Annotated in this window: 19 protein-coding genes; 12 read left to right on the forward strand and 7 right to left on the reverse strand. The window is 34.5% G+C overall.

Going from position 1 to position 18,596, the window contains the following annotated elements; translation table 11 throughout:
* Positions 1 to 4 precede the first annotated feature (4 nt).
* From OLM57_RS17420 to OLM57_RS17460, 9 genes are all read left to right on the forward strand, one after another.
* Positions 5 to 223, forward strand: a complete 219-nt coding sequence (locus tag OLM57_RS17420) for a DUF6095 family protein (protein WP_264564960.1) — start codon at positions 5 to 7, stop codon at positions 221 to 223.
* Positions 224 to 249: 26 nt separating this feature from the next.
* Complete coding sequence (locus tag OLM57_RS17425) at positions 250 to 480, forward strand: hypothetical protein (protein WP_264564961.1); 231 nt, start codon at positions 250 to 252, stop codon at positions 478 to 480.
* Entirely contained in the window at positions 465 to 779 is a 315-nt protein-coding gene (locus OLM57_RS17430; protein ID WP_264564962.1) for a type II toxin-antitoxin system RelE/ParE family toxin, read from the forward strand. The genes OLM57_RS17425 and OLM57_RS17430 overlap by 16 nt, the downstream gene beginning before the upstream one ends.
* Positions 767 to 1,339 (forward strand): pentapeptide repeat-containing protein, encoded by a 573-nt coding sequence (locus tag OLM57_RS17435; RefSeq protein WP_264564963.1) that lies wholly within the window; start codon positions 767 to 769, stop codon positions 1,337 to 1,339. The genes OLM57_RS17430 and OLM57_RS17435 overlap by 13 nt, the downstream gene beginning before the upstream one ends.
* A gap of 2 nt (positions 1,340 to 1,341) precedes the next feature.
* Complete coding sequence (locus tag OLM57_RS17440) at positions 1,342 to 1,917, forward strand: DUF1572 domain-containing protein (protein WP_264564964.1); 576 nt, start codon at positions 1,342 to 1,344, stop codon at positions 1,915 to 1,917.
* 183 nt (positions 1,918 to 2,100) lie between these two features.
* The gene (locus OLM57_RS17445; protein WP_264564965.1) at positions 2,101 to 2,475 is read left to right on the forward strand and encodes a DNA topoisomerase IV; all 375 of its coding nucleotides are present in this window, start codon (positions 2,101 to 2,103) and stop codon (positions 2,473 to 2,475) included.
* Positions 2,476 to 2,524: 49 nt separating this feature from the next.
* Positions 2,525 to 3,301: a TerC family protein gene (locus OLM57_RS17450; RefSeq protein ID WP_264564966.1), complete on the forward strand. Its 777-nt coding sequence runs from the start codon at positions 2,525 to 2,527 to the stop codon at positions 3,299 to 3,301.
* A gap of 76 nt (positions 3,302 to 3,377) precedes the next feature.
* Positions 3,378 to 5,297, forward strand: coding sequence for a DUF294 nucleotidyltransferase-like domain-containing protein (locus OLM57_RS17455; protein ID WP_264564967.1), 1,920 nt, complete (start codon positions 3,378 to 3,380; stop codon positions 5,295 to 5,297).
* Positions 5,298 to 5,340: 43 nt separating this feature from the next.
* Entirely contained in the window at positions 5,341 to 5,964 is a 624-nt protein-coding gene (locus OLM57_RS17460; protein WP_264564968.1) for a PolC-type DNA polymerase III, read from the forward strand.
* A 33-nt stretch (positions 5,965 to 5,997) separates the two neighbouring features.
* Here OLM57_RS17460 and OLM57_RS17465 read toward each other — a convergent pair whose 3' ends face one another.
* From OLM57_RS17465 to ychF, 6 genes are all read right to left on the reverse strand, one after another.
* Positions 5,998 to 8,721 carry a DNA gyrase/topoisomerase IV subunit A gene (locus tag OLM57_RS17465; RefSeq protein WP_264564969.1) on the reverse strand — a complete coding sequence of 908 codons (2,724 nt, stop codon included), beginning with the start codon at positions 8,719 to 8,721 and terminating at the stop codon, positions 5,998 to 6,000.
* The gene (locus OLM57_RS17470) at positions 8,722 to 9,828 is read right to left on the reverse strand and encodes a PDDEXK nuclease domain-containing protein (protein ID WP_264564970.1); all 1,107 of its coding nucleotides are present in this window, start codon (positions 9,826 to 9,828) and stop codon (positions 8,722 to 8,724) included.
* 13 nt (positions 9,829 to 9,841) lie between these two features.
* Entirely contained in the window at positions 9,842 to 11,707 is a 1,866-nt protein-coding gene (locus OLM57_RS17475; protein ID WP_264564971.1) for a DNA topoisomerase IV subunit B, read from the reverse strand.
* Positions 11,708 to 11,860: 153 nt separating this feature from the next.
* Positions 11,861 to 12,382: an NADPH-dependent FMN reductase gene (locus OLM57_RS17480; protein WP_264564972.1), complete on the reverse strand. Its 522-nt coding sequence runs from the start codon at positions 12,380 to 12,382 to the stop codon at positions 11,861 to 11,863.
* An 11-nt stretch (positions 12,383 to 12,393) separates the two neighbouring features.
* Positions 12,394 to 13,311: a YihY/virulence factor BrkB family protein gene (locus tag OLM57_RS17485; protein ID WP_264564973.1), complete on the reverse strand. Its 918-nt coding sequence runs from the start codon at positions 13,309 to 13,311 to the stop codon at positions 12,394 to 12,396.
* A 229-nt stretch (positions 13,312 to 13,540) separates the two neighbouring features.
* On the reverse strand, positions 13,541 to 14,635 hold the full coding sequence (ychF, locus tag OLM57_RS17490) for a redox-regulated ATPase YchF (RefSeq protein WP_264564974.1): 1,095 nt from the start codon (positions 14,633 to 14,635) through the stop codon (positions 13,541 to 13,543).
* Positions 14,636 to 15,003: 368 nt separating this feature from the next.
* Between ychF and OLM57_RS17495 the strand changes: the two genes are divergently transcribed.
* Positions 15,004 to 15,750: a class I SAM-dependent DNA methyltransferase gene (locus tag OLM57_RS17495; RefSeq protein ID WP_264564975.1), complete on the forward strand. Its 747-nt coding sequence runs from the start codon at positions 15,004 to 15,006 to the stop codon at positions 15,748 to 15,750.
* A 53-nt stretch (positions 15,751 to 15,803) separates the two neighbouring features.
* Here OLM57_RS17495 and OLM57_RS17500 read toward each other — a convergent pair whose 3' ends face one another.
* A complete protein-coding gene (locus tag OLM57_RS17500; protein ID WP_264564976.1) occupies positions 15,804 to 16,154 on the reverse strand; it encodes a 4Fe-4S dicluster domain-containing protein in 351 nt (116 codons plus the stop codon).
* A 146-nt stretch (positions 16,155 to 16,300) separates the two neighbouring features.
* Between OLM57_RS17500 and OLM57_RS17505 the strand changes: the two genes are divergently transcribed.
* Together OLM57_RS17505 and serC are read left to right on the forward strand one after the other, a co-directional pair.
* Positions 16,301 to 17,359 carry an acyl-CoA reductase gene (locus tag OLM57_RS17505; protein ID WP_264564977.1) on the forward strand — a complete coding sequence of 353 codons (1,059 nt, stop codon included), beginning with the start codon at positions 16,301 to 16,303 and terminating at the stop codon, positions 17,357 to 17,359.
* Between the two features lie 160 nt (positions 17,360 to 17,519).
* Positions 17,520 to 18,590: a 3-phosphoserine/phosphohydroxythreonine transaminase gene (gene serC, locus OLM57_RS17510; RefSeq protein WP_264564978.1), complete on the forward strand. Its 1,071-nt coding sequence runs from the start codon at positions 17,520 to 17,522 to the stop codon at positions 18,588 to 18,590.
* Positions 18,591 to 18,596: the final 6 nt, after the last annotated feature.

Consider the following 18,596-nt stretch of genomic DNA (forward strand, 5'->3'; position numbering starts at 1 on the left):
AAAAATGGCAAATAAAGAACACCTTGCAAAAGGAATAAAATATTTAACGGGCGCTTTACCGCTTATGTTCATTGGACCATCTGTGATTTATAATGCATTTATGAATCAAAAAAATGACTGGCATTATTTGGTTTTGGCCATTGGAATCATTGCTTGTCTTGGTTCAATGTTTTTAATGTTTGTGGGTTTGAAAATAATAATGAAAGGCATATTTAACGACTAATTTGTATCTTTACAAAAAATGAAATTATGGATATTCAAGCCGAAATAAACTGGATTCATCAAGAAATCGACAAAGTAAAAGACCCAACTTTTATAGAAAAAATGAAACATCTGTTGCAGTCTATCAATTCTACTTCGGAAGACACAGACCTTGAATACAATCTTGATATTGATAATGCATTGGAAAGTATTAAAGACGGACGTTTTTATTCAGAAGAAGAAGCTAAAGAAATTTCGAAAAAATGGGGAAGAAAATAATCTGGTCTTATGATGCATTAGAACAATTGGAGGACATTCATTTTTATATTTTTTTTGAAAGTAAATCAATACGTATTGCAGATAAAGTAACTGACACTATCTTCGAAAGTACCGAAATCCTTAAAACTAACACAGAAATTTACAAACTCGACAAACAAAAAATCAATAACGACGGGAGTTTTAGAGTTTATTACATTTTCAACTATAGTATTTCTTACCGAATTACTGATAGTTCCATTCAAATTCTCCGTGTGAGACATACTGCACGCAAATCCAAAAAACTCCCATGGAAGACCTGATACACATTCAAAAAACATTTGACAAAGTCATATACATTGACAAAAAAATAAACAATCGCGAATTTGAGGATTGCATTTTCAAAAACTGTGATTTTTCGAATAGCGATTTTTCGAACAATACTTTTATGGATTGTGAATTTATAGATTGCAATTTATCAATGACCAGCTTATCAGGAACAAGTTTAAAAACGGTAAGTTTCAAGAACTGCAAACTTTTGGGAATTCAATTTCAATCGTGTCAGGATTTTTTATTTAACGTGTACTTTCAAGATTGCATTTTGGATTATAGTTCTTTTGCGAATAAAAAAATGCCAAAGACCAAATTCAATTCCTGTTCGATTAAAGAAGTTACTTTTATAGGAACCAATTTAACCCAATCGGTTTTTGAAAACTGTAATTTGGATAATGCCATTTTTAACGATACTCTTTTGGCTGGTGTCGATTTCACAACAGCTTATAATTATAAAATAGATCCCGAATTCAACCCGATGAAAAAAGCCAAATTTTCGAGTCAGGGAATCGTTGGGCTTTTGGACAAATATGATATAAAAATTGAATAATCATGAACGCAACCACATCTTATCTTGAAAGTGTAAAAAAGCAGTTTCTCTACTATAAAATGTTGGGAGAAAAGGCAATGGAGCAGTTGGAGCCAGAACAACTTTTTGTTGCTGTAAACGATGACACCAATAGTATTGCCGTGATTGTAAAACACCTTTCAGGGAATATGTTATCACGCTGGACCGATTTCCTAACCACAGATGGCGAAAAAGAAACGAGAAACCGCGATGCCGAATTTGAAAATGATTTACAGACCAAAGAGCAAGTTTTGATTTTATGGAATTCTGGTTGGGAATGCTTTCTAGGAGCTTTGGACAGTTTACATCCCGAGCAACTTTCGGAGATAATTTATATCAGGAATGAAGGACATACGGTTATTGAAGCCATCAACAGGCAATTGGCTCATTATCCATACCATGTTGGACAAATAGTTTTTTATGCCAAACAACTGAAAAATAGTGAATGGAATAGTTTGTCAATTCCAAAAAATAAATCGAAAAATTATAACGCTGAAAAATTTGCACAAGAGAAATCAATCAAAAATTTTACCGAAGAAGAATTTAGACGATTGAAATAATAAATACACGAATCACATTGCCCCAGATGATAGTGAAAACCCCACAGAACTAAACCTTATTTTTTCTTGTCACAAAAGAGCGACCAACGGAAGCTCCTTTTATGACATTAGAAAAAAAAGGATAGACCGAGGAGTTGTAACGGACAGCTGGAAAAGGCACAAATGAAAAAACAATATACACAAATGAAAAAATTAATACTGCTCTCTCCTTTATTGCTGTTAATGTCCTGCTATGATGTAGAGCGCAACTGCAAGGACTTCAAAACCGGAAAATTTAAGTTTGAATACGAAATTGATGGAGTTAAAAAAACGACGGTTTTTGAACGCAACGATAGTATTGAAATTGAGACTTTTGAAGGAAAAACAGATACTTCGACTGTTCGTTGGGTGAATGATTGCGAGTATGTTTTGCAAAAAAAACATCCAAAAAACAAGTCTGAAGAGAAAGCTATTGACATGAAAATTTTGACAACTTCAAAAAATTCGTATACCTTTGAATTTGGAATGATTGGCGTTGACAAGAAGCACAAAGGAACAGTTATCAAGATTGCAGATTAGAAAATTCAGATTACAAAAACAAATAATTTAAACCCCATAATAAAATAGAATGGAAGTATTTTTGAACCCAGATGCATGGATTGCCTTATTGACATTGACCTTTCTTGAAATTGTTTTAGGTATTGACAACATCATTTTTATCTCTATTGCAACTGGAAAATTACCAATTGATGACCGCAAAAAAGCGACCAAAGTCGGAATGTTTTTGGCCATGTTTATGCGAATTGCTCTTTTGTTTGGTATCAATTTTTTAACCCAAATGAAAAAACCTTGGTTTACAATTGATTGGAGTTGGTTGCATGCAGGAATCACAGGGCAAAGTGTCATTTTGTTATTGGGGGGGCTATTCTTAATTTATAAAAGCACCAATGAAATTCGCGAAAAAGTAGATGAAAAAGGGCATGAAGAAAAAGAATTGGGTAAAGCTGCCGCAAAATCTTTTCAAAATGTAATTCTGCAAATTATAATGATTGATTTGGTTTTCTCTTTTGACAGTATTTTGACTGCTGTGGGGATGACAAACGGAGTAGAAGGAGCATTAATCATCATGATTACTGCTGTGGTAATTTCTGTTTTGATTATGATGCAATTTGCAGTTCCAGTCGGAAATTTTGTCAACAAACATCCATCGATTCAAATTTTAGGGTTGTCGTTTTTGATTTTAATTGGATTCATGCTATTGACTGAAAGTGCCCATTTGGCCAACGCCCTTATTTTTGGTAGCCATGTGACACCAGTGCCAAAAGGGTATTTATACTTTGCCATTTCGTTCTCTTTATTTGTAGAAATATTAAATATGAAAATGACCAAAAAGAAAAAATCATAATAGGATTCAAAAGAGTCCAGTTACTGGAAAGTAGCTGGATTTTTTTTTTAAATAAATTTATTATCATACCAATAAAATGAAAAATACCATTTCGCATAGAGTTGCTGATTTTTTAAAAAGCTTCCCTCCTTTTACTTTTTTAAATCAAAAAGATATTGAAGTCCTTTCGGAACAAATATCGATTATCTACAAAGAAAAAGACAGTGTGATTTTTGCCGAAAATGAAGAAACACATAGCTCTTTTTATGTAGTTCACAAAGGAGCTGTTGCATTGAGAAAAGGTCAAAAAACTGACATATTAGACATGTGTGACGAAGGCGACGTGTTCGGATTGAGACCGCTCATTGCCAACGAAAATTACAAAATGGAGGCCAGAACTTATGAAGAAAGTATTCTTTACGCCATTCCAATTGCGATTTTCAGGCCATATGCGCTGGAGAACAAAGATGTTGGCAATTTTTTGATTCAAAGTTTTGCATCCAATACCCGAAATCCATATTCTAAAAGTCACAGAGGAAAACTGTACGGAGAAACTTTAGCTGGAGAAATTTTGGATACCGATACCAAATTATTCGACATTCAGCCCGTAAAATATTCTAAAAAAATAGTCACTTGTTCGTCTATCACTACGGCAAAAGCGATAGCTGAAATGATGACCAAAAAAAATGTAGGAGCAATACTCGTTGTGGAAGACAAACTGCCCATTGGAATTATCACCGATAAAGATTTAAGGAACAAAATTGTAACTGGTCAATATCCCATCACAACAGCAGCATCTGTGATAATGACAACGCCTGTTATTACCTATCCCAAAAAACTGACCACAACACAAGCACAAATGGCCATGATGAAAAGTAACATCAGCCATATATGTCTTACTAAAGATGGTACTCCAAATACTAAAGCAGTCGGCATCCTTTCCAAACACGATGTAATGGTTTCATTGGGAAATAATCCGGCTGTATTGATAAAAGCAGTAAAAAGAGCCAAAAAATACAAAGATATAAAACCCATACGAACCAGTATCATGCATTTGTTGCAAGGTTATTTGGATCAAAATATTCCAATAACGCTCACTTCAAAAATTATCACTGAACTGAACGATGTTTGCATTCAACAAGTTATCGAAATAGCATTAAAAAAAATGAGTACTCCGCCTCCCACTAAATTTGCATGGTTAGCAATGGGAAGTCAAGGGCGTAGCGAGCAATTATTGCAAACCGATCAGGATAATGCCTTAGTATATGAAGATGTTCCAGAAGAATTAAAAGAGAAAACAAAAAAATATTTCTTGGAATTGGCCACTCATGTCAACAAAGGATTATTTGAAATTGGATATGATTATTGCCCTGCCGAAATGATGGCGTCAAACCCTAAGTGGTGCTTAAGCCTTGGCGAATGGAAAAAACTCGTACACCATTGGATAACAAATACCGGAAAAGAAGAAGTATTATTGTCTTTCATATTTTTTGATTACAGCCTCACTTATGGTGATAGTGAACTTGTAAACAAACTGTCCGATTATATTTTGGAAAATATAAAAGCAAACCCCGTATTCTACCTTCATTTGGTAAGCGGTGCTTTGCAAAGTCCCTCTCCTACTGGTTTCTTTAGAGATTTTTTATTGGAACAAGACGGTGCAAACAAAGATTTCTTTGACATTAAAAGAAGAGCTCTAATGCCTTTGAGCGATGCCGCAAGAGTATTGATTTTATCCCATGCCGTAAAATCCATCAGTAATACCCCAGAACGATTTGAAAAACTGGCAGAACTGGAACCTCAAAATAGAGAATTGTATTTGGCCTGTTCCTATTCCTACCGAGCTTTATTGAAATTTAGAACAAAACAAGGACTTTTGCATAATGATTCCGGTCAATACATTGCCTTGGAACATTTAACCAAATTAGAAAAAATAAAGCTCAAAAGTACTTTTAAAACCATCAAAGAAATACAAGAAATTATTTCCATACGTTTTAATCCATCAAATATATTGTAATGGAAAATTTATTTATACAGATTAAAACATTGGGAACTTTTTTTTGGATTTTTTCAAAAAAAAACCGATTGATGAATCACTTTTAAAATCTGTTGAAAGTACTCGTTTTGTAGTTTTGGATACAGAAACAACCGGTTTTGATTACGACAATGACCGAATACTTTGCATAGGTGCCATCACTTTACAAAACGGAGTAATTGCAATTCCTGAGAGCTTTGAAATTTACATACACCAAGATCATTACGATAAAAACAGCGCCCAAATTCATGGCATTTTGAAAGATTGGGTTATGAACAAGCCCACAGAATTAGAAGCATTACAACAATTTTTGACTTTTTTGGGAGATGCCATTATCATTGCGCATCACACCATATTTGATATAACAATGATTAATCGTGCACTTGAACGAAATGGACTCCCAATTCTAACTAATAAAACATTGGACACGGCATATCTTTATAAAAAAACACTGATAATGTCCAACTTATTGGAACGCAAGGAAAAATACGCCTTGGATGATCTCGCCGATAAATTTGATATCTCCAAGAAAGACCGCCATACCGCAATGGGTGATGCTTATATTACTGCAATTGCTTTCTTGAAAATTGTAAAAAAATTAAAAGATTTAAAAGGTAAGACCGAATTTACTTTAAGAGATTTGTTTTGATAAAAAAAAAGCTCCAAAAGGAGCTTTTAAATTCTAAAACAAAACGACCTGTCCGTCGTCATCCAACTGAATATCAGTATCATCGGCATTGGTTTCTCCTTGTACTTCTATTTCTTCGGGAATAATTTCCTCGGGAGCTTCATACGGCAAAGGTTCCAATAGATTCACCTGTTTCAATTTGTCCGTTGTTAATTGATTACCGAGTGCTTTAAATCCTTTTACGGCAATAAAAGACTCAATATCTACGGTCATATTCTCTTTTTGAACTCCTTTTACTTTTGTAAAAACTAACTCAGCTACAGGACGATAATCTGTTGCTACAATTTCCAATCTTGAGTTCGGATGTTCTGTAATAAATGATTCTTCCTTATTTTCGGTTTCTACCAAGAAACGTTTGATATAATAACGCTCTTTCTCACCATCATAATAAATGGCTGAAATTGGTTTTTTAGGAACCCATTTTTCCAAAACAATCATATCACCATCAAAATGTGTGGTCAATTCTGGCGTAATGACTTTTATTTTTCCTGCTTGCGAAATCACTAGAATTTTGTCACTCGGTCTAAATTCGCCCAACAATTCTCCTCTTGCATCAACATTCAATCGTTGCACGGTATCATCAAACCAAACCTTTCTTGGCAATAAAGTAGAAATCCCTTTCTCTTTCAATTCGATTTTCTTGATTGGATATTTAGAAACCAAATTCCCTTTGGAAGCTCGGCCTTTAATCGCTAAAGCCGCAAAATCAATGTCGAATTTTAATTTCTTAATACTTCCAACCTGACGCAGTAAAATGGTGATGACCTCGGCTTCTCCATTAGGGTTACATGAAAAATACAGAGTTTGCGAGCCTGCAGTTTCATTGGTCAAATCATACGGTTTGTCACGGGTAACTCCCGAAACATTGAATCGTTTGATATAAGATGGTCCGGATTTTCCATCGCGGTAAATCATATTGTAAATGGTGCGCTTGTCACTTTTGTCAAAAATAGCAACATGGATAATGTCTTTCCCAACGAATGTTTTAGCATCGACTTTGGTAATCATCATTTTTCCATCTCTTAGAAAAACAATTACATCATCGATATCGGAACAATCGGTAACATATTCGTCTTTTTTCAAGCTAGTTCCAACGAAACCTTCTTCCCTATTTACATATAATTTGGTATTTCTTAAAACCACTTTTGTGGCTTCAATATCATCAAAAATACGTAACTCGGTTTGGCGTTCCCTGCCTTTTCCGTACTTCTCTTTTAATTTTGTAAAATAGGCAATGGCAAAATCAATGATGTGCTCCAAATCGTATTTTACCTGTTCAATACTTCCTTCTAAAGCTTCGATTTTGTCCTGTGCCTTATTGCTGTCGAATTTGGAAATACGCATGATTCGGATATCCAATAATCGTAGAATATCTTCTTCGGTAACAGCACGTTTCAAATTTTTGGTAAACGGTTTCAATCCATCGTCAACGGCTTGTATTACATCTTCCCGAGTCGTTTTATCCTCAATGTCACGGTAGATTTTATTTTCGATAAAAATTCGTTCCAATGACAGGAAATGCCATTGCTCTTCGAGTTCGCCCAATTGGATTTCGAGTTCACTTTTCAAAAGCTGAACGGTTCGGTTAGTCGAAATTTTCAACATATCGGAAACCCCTATAAACAACGGTTTATTATCCTCAATCACACAACCCAATGGTGCTACCGAAGTTTCGCAGGCAGTGAATGCAAACAAGGCATCGATAGTTTTATCCGGAGAAACTCCTGGAAAAAGATGAATTAATATCTCTACTTCAGCGGCTGTATTGTCTTCAATTTTTTTGATTTTGATTTTGCCCTTATCATTGGCTTTCAAAATACTGTCAATCAAAGTCGTTGTATTGGTCGAAAACGGAATTTGGGTAATCACCAACGTATTTTTGTCGAGTTGACCAATTTTGGCACGAACTCGAACACGTCCGCCACGCATTCCGTCATTATAATTAGACACATCGGCAATACCTTGCGTCAAAAAATCTGGATATAAGGTAAATGGTTTTCCTTTCAGAATTTTAATCGAAGCATCTATCAGCTCATTAAAGTTATGCGGCAGTACTTTGGTCGAAAGACCTACCGCGATTCCCTCAGCTCCTGATGCCAGTAATAACGGGAATTTTACCGGTAAGTTATTTGGTTCAGCACGACGCCCATCATAGGAAACTCCCCAATCGGTAATTTTTGGAGAATACAAAACTTCCAAAGCAAATTTTGACAAACGCGCCTCAATATAACGGGAAGCCGCAGCTCCGTCACCCGTTAAGATATTTCCCCAGTTTCCCTGACAGTCAATCAATAATTCTTTCTGCCCAATTTGTACCATTGCGTCACCAATACTCTGATCTCCGTGTGGGTGGTATTGCATGGTATGACCAACTACATTGGCAACTTTATTGTAACGACCGTCATCCAACTCTTTCAAAGAGTGCATGATTCTTCGTTGCACGGGTTTGAAACCATCCTCAATCGCGGGAACGGCTCGCTCCAGAATTACATAAGAAGCATAATCCAAAAACCAATCTTTGTACATTCCTGTAACTTTGGTTATGGTATCATTTTCATCCTCTGTATTCTCGTAAAAATGCTGCCCTTCAAAATGTTTGGCATCCACATCAATAATTTCATCGGAATCATTTTCGTCTTTATTGTCATCAATAGAATGATCTTCCGAATTATTTTCTTCGTTGTCTGAAATTATGTTATCGTCTTCTTCGTCTTTCATTTATTTTGATTCCGATATTAATTGTATTAAATCTTCTCTGCTTGGCAGAATTGTTTTGTATTTACTGGCAAATATTTGCTCGTTATTTTCAGGTAAAGTGTATTCTACAACCAAATCACTTTTGTTTTGGCAAAGGACAATTCCAATGGTTTTGTTCTCGTCTTCCAAACGCATTTCTCTGTCGTAATAATTGACATACATTTGCATTTGTCCTAAATCTTGATGCTTTAATTCTCCTATTTTTAAATCAATTAGAACAAAACATTTCAATATTCGGTTATAAAAAACCAAATCAATTCGAAAATGTTTATCATCAAAAGTAATTCTGTTTTGTCTGGCTACAAAAGTAAAACCGTGACCCAATTCTAATAAAAAATGTTCTAATTTATTGATAATTTCTTCTTCCAACTCCGATTCAGAATATTGATGCAATTCAGGCAATCCTAAAAACTCCAAAATATAGGGGTCTTTGATAATATCTTTTGGTTTCTCTATAATCTGGCCTTTTTCAGAAAGTTTCAAAATCCCTGCTTTATCTCGGCTTAAAGCCAATCGTGTATAAAGTGCCGAATCATATTGGCGTTTTAATTCCCGAACACTCCAATTGTATTTTTCGGATTCTATTTCATAGAAACGTCTCTCGCTTAAGTCATCAATTCGTATTAAGAAAACATAATGTGTCCAAGTTAGTTTGAAAAACGAAATCAGCGACTGCGTTTTTTGATTTTCAGAAAACCCAGTCACTGACTGAGATATATTAGTATTGAATTCCCCAGTCGCTGACTGGGATTTTTGAATTTGTAAAATCCGAGACACTGTCTCGGAAATTGAGTAAGTCAAATAAAACTTCCTCATACTCTCTAAATTAACTACAGAAAACCCTTTTCCAAACTTATTATTCAACTGTTCAGAAAGCCCTTTTAATAATTGCTTCCCATATTCGGCTCTGTCTTTTCCGTTTTGTTCTTCTTCCACAATCATTCTTCCTATTTCAAAATAGGTATAAACCATTGTTGAATTTACGGTACGTAAAACCTGTTGTCGAGCATTTTGCAATAATTCGACTACTTGAGAAAACAAAGCTTTATTTTGAAGATTTTCTGACACTACCAAATCTATATTATTTCACTTCTTCCAAAACATCAATCTCTACCTTCAGATTCTTTATGATAAAATCTTGTCTGTCGGGAGTGTTTTTACCCATATAAAAAGACAATAACTGCTCGATAGAAGTATTTTTATCCATCATAATAGGATCAAGGCGAATCGTTTCTCCAATAAAATTCTTAAACTCATCTGGCGAAATCTCTCCCAATCCCTTAAATCGGGTGATTTCCGGTTTTGGTTTTAGTTTTTCTATAGCATCTTTTCGTTCTTCTTCCGAATAGCAATAAATGGTTTCTTTCTTGTTTCGAACTCTAAAAAGTGGTGTTTGCAAAATATACAAATGCCCTTCTTTGATTAATTCCGGAAAAAACTGCAGGAAAAAAGTAATCAACAACAAGCGAATGTGCATTCCATCGACATCGGCATCGGTCGCGATTACGATGTTGTTGTAACGCAATTTTTCCAATCCATCTTCGATATCCAAAGCCGCCTGCAATAAATTGAACTCTTCATTTTCATACACAATCTTTTTACTCATTCCGTAGGAATTCAAAGGCTTACCACGCAAACTAAACACCGCCTGAGTATTTACATCACGAGATTTGGTAATCGACCCGGAAGCCGAATCTCCCTCGGTAATAAACAAAGTACTTTCCAAACTCTTTGGGTTTTTTGTATCTGGAAGATGTGCACGGCAATCCCTTAATTTTTTATTGTGAAGATTGGCCTTTTTGGCACGATCTGTGGCTAGTTTTCGAATTCCCGATAATTCTTTACGCTCGCGTTCGGCTTGGAGAATTTTTCGCAATAAAGCATCGGCTGTTACTGGATTCTTGTGTAAATAATTGTCTAATTTTGTTTTTACAAAATCATTTACAAACGTACGAACCGAAGGCATTCCTGGTTCAGAACCCATGTCAGTCGAACCCAGTTTGGTTTTGGTTTGTGACTCAAAAACAGGTTCCATTACTTTGATGCTTATGGCACTCACAACCGATTTACGAACATCTGAAGCTTCAAAACTTTTGTTGTAAAACTCTCTTATCGTTTTGACAATTGCTTCACGATAAGCCGCGAGATGCGTTCCTCCCTGTGTGGTGTTTTGTCCATTCACAAAAGAGTGGTATTCTTCGCTATATTGGGTTTTACTGTGCGTCAAAGCCATTTCGATATCATCCCCTTTGAGGTGAATAATCGGATACTCTAAATCATCAGCGTGTATGGTTTCTTCCAGTAAATCTTTTAACCCGTTTTCGGAATAATATTTTTCACCATTAAAAATTATCGTCAAACCATTGTTTAAGTAACAATAGTTTTTGAGCATTTTGATTACATACTCATACCTGAATTTATAGTTCTTAAAAATAGCTTCATCCGGTATAAAAGATACTTTAGTACCTTTTCTCTTTGTAGTTTCAATTACATCTTCTTCGAGAACTAAATTCCCGCCCGAAAACTCGGCCGCTTTTTGTTTGTCATCACGAACGGATTCCACACGAAAAAAATGAGACAATGCATTCACTGCTTTTGTCCCCACTCCATTCAAACCAACTGATTTCTTGAAGGCCAATGAATCGTATTTTCCACCGGTATTCATTTTGGAAACCACATCAATCACTTTCCCTAATGGAATTCCACGCCCATAATCACGAACAGTAACTGTTTTATCTTTAATGGTCACTTCGATGGTTTTACCAGCCCCCATTACAAATTCATCAATACAGTTGTCGAGAACCTCTTTTAATAAAATATAAATACCATCATCTGGTGAAGATCCGTCTCCGAGTTTTCCAATGTACATCCCAGGACGCATACGGATGTGTTCTTTCCAGTCGAGAGAACGGATATTATCTTCGGTGTATTGATTTTGATCTGACATTTTGGAATTTTATCGAATTTGCGCTAATGTAGTGTAATTCGATAAAATTTAAAAGAAGTAGTTCGCAAAGTTATTAAGAATGATATTGACAGCAGGAAATAAACTTTAGATTGCAGAATTTAGATTTTAGATTTTTTGAACTGACATTGCTATTTAAAAATTACAAACAATCTCTTTAAGTTGTTTATCTAATTCAACGTTTGAAATAACATTAGCTTCAATATCAAAATTAGCCTCAAAACTAGGCAATGAGAAAACAGCTTTAATATTGGCCGCAAATCGGGGAAAATTGTTTTTGGCAATCTCCAGAACACTTGCTCCACCTCTAGCACCAGGTGATGTAGCCATCAATAACATTGGTTTGTGTTGAAATAGTTTTCCGTTTATTCTAGAGCACCAATCCACTGTGTTTTTGAAAGCGGCGCTGTAATTTCCATTATTTTCGGCAAGAGAAACTACCAAAAGATCGGCAGTGGTTATTTTTTCAAGAAATGCTTTCGCCAATGGATGCTGACCTATTATTTCCTCTTTGTCAACGCTGAATAATGGCATTTCATAATCGTTTAAATCCAAAACCTCAACTTGACCATTTTCAAACAAACCCGCAGCATAAGTGGCCAATTTTTTATTGATGGACTTTTTGCTTGGACTTCCAGCAAAGGCTATGATTTTCATATATTCTTTTTTTAGGATTTATCTATTTCAAAAATTTCTTTTTTAATTTCAACCGAGTATTCGTTTGGAAAAATTTTACCTCCATACGTTTTTGCATACACTTTGGTAAATTCGGCTCCAAAGTAAAGAATTATAGACGAATAATACACCCAAACCAAAATAATTATTACCGATCCTGCAGCACCATATATTGAAGCAATCGTAGAATTCCCCAAATAATAACCAATGGCAAATTTTCCTATCATAAACAGTATTGCTGTACAAGAAGCTCCAAGACAAGCATCCCGCCACTTTATAATCCCATCCGGCAATGTTCTGAAAATAATTGCAAATAATAATGTGATTATAGAAAACACAATTACCGAGTTAATAACATAAAATAAGTAAATCGTACTTTCTGGAAAATATAATTTTAACCTAGAATTTGCTATATCCAATATGACATTGACCAATAAGCTTACTATCATCAAAAAACCTAATGAAACAATCATCGAAAAAGACATCAATCGGTTTTGAATGAACTTTTTAAATCCTTTATTGGGTTTTGCTCGTAAACCCCAAATATAATTGATAGAACTTTGAATCTCCGCAAAAACTCCTGAAGCACCAATTAATAACATAGTTACACCAAATATAGTGACAAAAACATTATTTCCAGAAAGTTCAACATTTTTTATAGCACCTTGAATCTGAATGGCGGCATCGCTACCAACCAAGGAATTAATTTGCCCATAAAGTTGTCCTGTTACTGCTTCTTCACCAAAGAAAAAACCACATATTGTGATAATAATGATTAAAAGTGGTGGTAAAGCAAAAATAGTATAATAAGCCAAGGCTGCGCTCAGTTTTATAGCATTATCATCGATAAATTCTAAAGTTGTAATTTTGAGCAAAAACCAAGATTTAGACAAAAAGTCCTTGTTTAGCATAATCTGTTTATTGAAAATTTAAACCAAAGTTATGCAATGCTTTTCTCAAAGTTTTATATAATTAATTTTTGTTTTTATAACTTTAAAATTTCTTTTTAGATTAAAATTCAATGTTAAATTAATTATTAATCTAACAGAAATCTATAAAAATTCTTCAATAAAAAACCTGCAAAATGGCTCTTGCAGGTTTCTTCGATTCTCTTTATTATTTTCTCTATTTTTTTAGAAACTATACATTAAATCTAAAGTGCATCACGTCTCCGTCTTTTACGATATATTCTTTTCCTTCTACTTTGAATTTTCCAGCCTCTTTACATTTTGCTTCTGATCCGTAGTGAACGAAATCTTCATACGAAATCACTTCGGCGCGGATGAAACCTTTTTCAAAATCGGTATGAATAACTCCTGCTGCTTGTGGTGCTGTCGCTCCGATATTTATGGTCCAAGCACGAACTTCTTTGACACCGCAGGTAAAATAAGTTTGTTGCTTCAATAATTTGTAAGCGGTACGAATCAAAACTGATGCTCCTGGCTCAGTAAGTCCCATATCTTCAAGAAAAACTTGACGCTCTTCGTAACTTTCTAATTCGGTAATATCTGCTTCGGCTCCAACAGAAAGAACGATAACTTCAGCATCTTCATCTTTTACCAATTCGCGAACCTGATCTACATATTTATTTCCGGTAACTGCAGAATTCTCATCCACATTACAAACGTACAATACCGGTTTTGCTGTAATCAATTGAAAACCTTCCAACAATACTTCCTCGTCATTATTTTGAGGAATTATGGTTCTGGCTGATTTTGCCTGCAACAGTGTTTCTCTGATTCTATCTAAAAGCGCTTTCTCGGTTTGTGCTTCTTTGTTACCGGTTTTGGCAGCACGATTTACCTTTTCCAAACGTTTTTCTACATTTTCAAGATCTTTCAATTGCAATTCGATATCAATGGTTTCTTTGTCACGAATAGGATTTACATTTCCGTCAACGTGAACAATATTATCATTATCAAAACAACGCAATACGTGAATGATAGCGTTACACTCTCTAATGTTTCCTAAAAATTGATTCCCTAAACCTTCACCTTTGCTAGCACCTTTTACCAATCCGGCGATATCAACGATATCAACCGTCGCCATCTGAACTCGTTCTGGTTTGACCAACAATTCTAATTTTTCAATTCTTGGATCGGGTACATTTACTACACCAATATTAGGTTCGATTGTACAAAAAGGAAAGTTGGCACTTTGCGCTTTTGCATTCGATAAACAATTGAATAATGTTGATTTTCCAACATTTGGTAACCCTACAATTCCTGCTTTCATGTTATATGTGTTTACAAATAACAGTTGCCCGCTATCTGCTTTTTAGTAATTCCTTTTTTAAAGTTTGCAAATATAAGATATAATGCTCGTAATTGACAAGTTTTCAGTCGGTGTTTTCGGTTGGTGTATTTATAAAATAATTAATATCAATTCTTCGGCCATCCTGTTCTATTTCTTAATAGATATCCTAAACTAAACTGTTATTATAAATAAGTAAGTGTATTAAGAAATTACTGTGGAGCATTTTATTATGCTCGATTAGGTTTTTCTTTCTAAAAAAATTAACCACAAAAAAAAAGGGCTATCGTTTTGATAGCTCTTTTTTTATTCCCTTTATTTTCCTAAATTTAAACTCTAATAACATTCTTATGGCAAATTTGTTTAAAGGAAAAATGGCAGCCATTTTTGATGCCATGTACCAAACCTTCATCGATTATGATGAAGAATATGAGTTCTATAATAGATTAATTCAAGAAAACAATTGCAATTCCATACTCGAAATAGGCAGTGGCACTGGTAATCTAGCCAAACGCTTTCAGGAAAACAATCACAATTATATTGGTCTGGATTATAGTCTAAGTATGATTGCCATAGCTCAGGAAAGAAATAAAGACAGCCACTTTATTCACGGTGATATGCGCGAATTCGAACTTGAAACTGCTGTCGATGCCATTTTGATTACTGGCCGTTCTACCAGCTATCTGATTAATAATGAAGACATAAACAACACTTTTACCTCACTTTATAAAAATTTAAACGATAATGGTGTCATTATTTTTGATTTCATAGATGCCAACCGTTTTATTCCTTTTATCAAAAAGAATGAAAACATAATACACGAAGCTTCATACGAAGGCGTAAATTATATTAGAGAAAGTCATTGGGACACAACTCCTTTAGAAAATTTTATGCTCGAATGGAGTGCCCAATACTACACATTAGTAAATGGTGAAAAGGAAATTATTTTAGATGATCTCTCGACTGTTCGCGTATTTACTTTAAATGAAATTGAATTGTTTTTGTATTTAAATAATTTCGAAATCATCAAAACTATTGATCGAAAAACCTATGCTTATGATACCTATGTAATTGTAGCAAGAAAAAAATTGACATAAAAAAAATCCTAAGCTTACTTAGGATTTTGTTTTTATTACTAATGCTTTTTAAACTATTCGTTATGCAAAAAAGCTTGTCTGTTCAATAAAGTCTCTTCAGATTCAACATGATTATCATCTGGTATACAACAATCTACAGGACATACGGCAGCACATTGTGGCTCATCATGAAATCCTTTACACTCTGTACATTTCCCTGGAACAATATAATATACTTCGTCTGAAATTGGTGTTTGGGCAGCCTCAGAATCTACTTCACTACCATCTGGCAAAATTACTTTCCCCTTTAGTTTTGTTCCGTCTTTATATCTCCAATCATCAGCTCCTTCATATATTGCTGTATTTGGGCACTCAGGTTCGCAAGCCCCACAATTAATGCATTCATCGGTTATTATAATTGCCATTCTTTGTCTAGTTTTAAGGTTGAAAGTTCAAAAGTCTAAAGTTCAATTAAACGAAATACGAATACTGAACCCAACTTTTGCCTAAAGCTTATAAAAAGCTTATTTTTGTGCAAAATTACAATCAAAACATTTCATAAACAAACATTATGACATTAGATACAAAAAAAAGCGCATTTGTTAAATTAGGGCAATTCCTGGCCCAGTTCAAAGAAGGGAACTGCACAAAGGATGAAACGGTATTTGGAAATGATGTGTTTTTTGAAAAATTTATCGCTTTAATTCAGCTTTCTCAGTCGCATAATGGTTGGTACACTCCAGAACAAGTCTATTTTTCTATTCAATCTTGGGCAGAAGCATTGACCGATGAAAATTTGTCCAAATGGCTTTCTAACTATGATTTTAGCGAAGTGAAACCAAAAAAAGTAGCTTTAATATTGGCCGGAAATATTCCGCTTGTTGGCTTTCATGATTTCTTATCGGTTTTGATTACGGGACATGATGTCCTGGTAAAAACATCTTCCAATGACCAACATCTTTTGCCATTCTTAGCCAATTATCTTATTGCTTGTGAGCCTGAATTCAAAAATAAAATCACATTTGTAGAAGGAAAATTAGAAAATTTTGATGCCGTTATTGCAACAGGAAGCAACAATACTGCGCGCTATTTTGAATATTATTTTAAAGAGAAACCTTCCATTATAAGAAAAAACAGAAATTCGATTGCCGTATTGAATGGAAAAGAATCCAAAGAACAATTAACTGCATTAGGTGAAGATATCTTTAGGTATTTTGGTTTAGGATGTCGAAATGTTTCCAAACTTTTTGTTCCGAAAGGCTATTCCTTTGAACCCTTTTTTGAAGCAATTTTTGAATACCAGGATGTGATTCATTACGAGAAATATGCCAATAATTACGATTACAATAAAGCCGTTTTTTTAATGAGTAATTTCAAATTGTTGGACAATGGTTTCCTGACTTTAAAAGAAGATTCAAGTCACGCCTCTCCAATTACCAGTGTATTTTATGAATTTTACGACGATATAAACGATTTACAAAATCGATTGGATTCAGAAAGCGAGCAAATTCAATGCATTGTAAGCAATAATCTTGTAAAAAACAGTATTCCTTTTGGACAATCACAATTGCCTAAATTATGGGATTACGCTGATAATATTGATACTATATCGTTTTTGTTAATAAGATAGCATCAAAAAAACATATTAATGCGAATAATTCAATGCTTTTTTATTAACTATTCCCGAAATTTGCAAACTTAAATTTTGACCAAAATACAGCATGAAATAGCTATAAAACGGAATAAAAATAGCTCAATACGTGTCACTTATTAAAAAAATTAACTACACCATGAAAAAACACAACTACAGCGCAGGACCATGTATTTTACCACAAGAAGTTTTCGAAAAATCAGCACAAGCCATTTTAAATTTTAACGATTCCGGCTTATCGCTTTTAGAAATTTCACATCGTAGTAAAGATTTTGTTGCTGTAATGGAAGAGGCCAGAGCATTGGTTTTAGAACTTTTAGATCTAAAAGGAAAAGGATATCAAGTCTTATTTTTAGGAGGTGGTGCCAGCTTAGAATTTTTAATGGTTCCTTATAATATTCTAAAAGAAGGTGGAAAAGCCGCCTACTTAGATACAGGTACTTGGGCGTCTGCAGCTATAAAAGAAGCACAAACGTTTGGCAACACAGTGGTTGTTGCTTCATCAAAAGAACAAAACTACAATCATATTCCAAAAGGATATGCTATACCTAATGATGCAGATTATTTTCACTGCACGAGCAACAATACTATTTTTGGAACTCAAATGAAAGAGTTTCCTTCAACAAATATACCTGTTGTATGCGATATGAGTTCAGATATTTTTTCTAGAAAATTGGACTTTTCAAAATTCGATATTATTTATGCTGGTGCTCAAAAAAATATGGGGCCAGCCGGTACAACTTTGGTAGTTATCAAAGAGGAAGTTCTTGGTAAAACAGGACGCACAATACCTAGTATGTTGGATTATGCCAAACATATCAAAGCAGAAAGCATGTACAACACACCTCCTGTTTTCCCCGTTTACGCATCACTATTGACCTTACAATGGTTGAAAAACTTAGGCGGAATTGAGGCTATCGAAAAAATAAATGATACCAAAGCAGCTTTGCTTTATAACGAAATTGACAGAAACCCATTATTCAGAGGAACGGCAGCCGTTGAAGACCGTTCTAATATGAATGCAACCTTTTTATTGAATGATGAATCACATACTGCCAAATTTGACGAATTATGGAAAGCAGCCGGGATTTCTGGACTGCCGGGACATCGTTCTGTTGGCGGTTACAGAGCATCAATGTACAATGCACTTCCATTAGAAAGCGTGCAAGTACTTGTTGATGTGATGAAAGCTTTGGAAAAAGAGATTTAAAAATTA

The sequence above is a fragment of the Flavobacterium sp. N3904 genome (assembly GCF_025947305.1).
GTDB lineage: Bacteria > Bacteroidota > Bacteroidia > Flavobacteriales > Flavobacteriaceae > Flavobacterium.

Coding starts and splice junctions, on each gene's coding strand:
- OLM57_RS17420 (WP_264564960.1), top strand. CDS start 5: ATGGCAAATAAAGAACACCTTGCAAAAGGAATAAAATATTTAACGGGC.
- OLM57_RS17425 (WP_264564961.1), top strand. CDS start 250: ATGGATATTCAAGCCGAAATAAACTGGATTCATCAAGAAATCGACAAA.
- OLM57_RS17430 (WP_264564962.1), top strand. CDS start 465: ATGGGGAAGAAAATAATCTGGTCTTATGATGCATTAGAACAATTGGAG.
- OLM57_RS17435 (WP_264564963.1), top strand. CDS start 767: ATGGAAGACCTGATACACATTCAAAAAACATTTGACAAAGTCATATAC.
- OLM57_RS17440 (WP_264564964.1), top strand. CDS start 1,342: ATGAACGCAACCACATCTTATCTTGAAAGTGTAAAAAAGCAGTTTCTC.
- OLM57_RS17445 (WP_264564965.1), top strand. CDS start 2,101: ATGAAAAAATTAATACTGCTCTCTCCTTTATTGCTGTTAATGTCCTGC.
- OLM57_RS17450 (WP_264564966.1), top strand. CDS start 2,525: ATGGAAGTATTTTTGAACCCAGATGCATGGATTGCCTTATTGACATTG.
- OLM57_RS17455 (WP_264564967.1), top strand. CDS start 3,378: ATGAAAAATACCATTTCGCATAGAGTTGCTGATTTTTTAAAAAGCTTC.
- OLM57_RS17465 (WP_264564969.1), bottom strand. CDS start 8,721: ATGAAAGACGAAGAAGACGATAACATAATTTCAGACAACGAAGAAAAT.
- OLM57_RS17475 (WP_264564971.1), bottom strand. CDS start 11,707: ATGTCAGATCAAAATCAATACACCGAAGATAATATCCGTTCTCTCGAC.
- OLM57_RS17480 (WP_264564972.1), bottom strand. CDS start 12,382: ATGAAAATCATAGCCTTTGCTGGAAGTCCAAGCAAAAAGTCCATCAAT.
- OLM57_RS17485 (WP_264564973.1), bottom strand. CDS start 13,311: ATGCTAAACAAGGACTTTTTGTCTAAATCTTGGTTTTTGCTCAAAATT.
- ychF (WP_264564974.1), bottom strand. CDS start 14,635: ATGAAAGCAGGAATTGTAGGGTTACCAAATGTTGGAAAATCAACATTA.
- OLM57_RS17495 (WP_264564975.1), top strand. CDS start 15,004: ATGGCAAATTTGTTTAAAGGAAAAATGGCAGCCATTTTTGATGCCATG.
- OLM57_RS17500 (WP_264564976.1), bottom strand. CDS start 16,154: ATGGCAATTATAATAACCGATGAATGCATTAATTGTGGGGCTTGCGAA.
- OLM57_RS17505 (WP_264564977.1), top strand. CDS start 16,301: ATGACATTAGATACAAAAAAAAGCGCATTTGTTAAATTAGGGCAATTC.
- serC (WP_264564978.1), top strand. CDS start 17,520: ATGAAAAAACACAACTACAGCGCAGGACCATGTATTTTACCACAAGAA.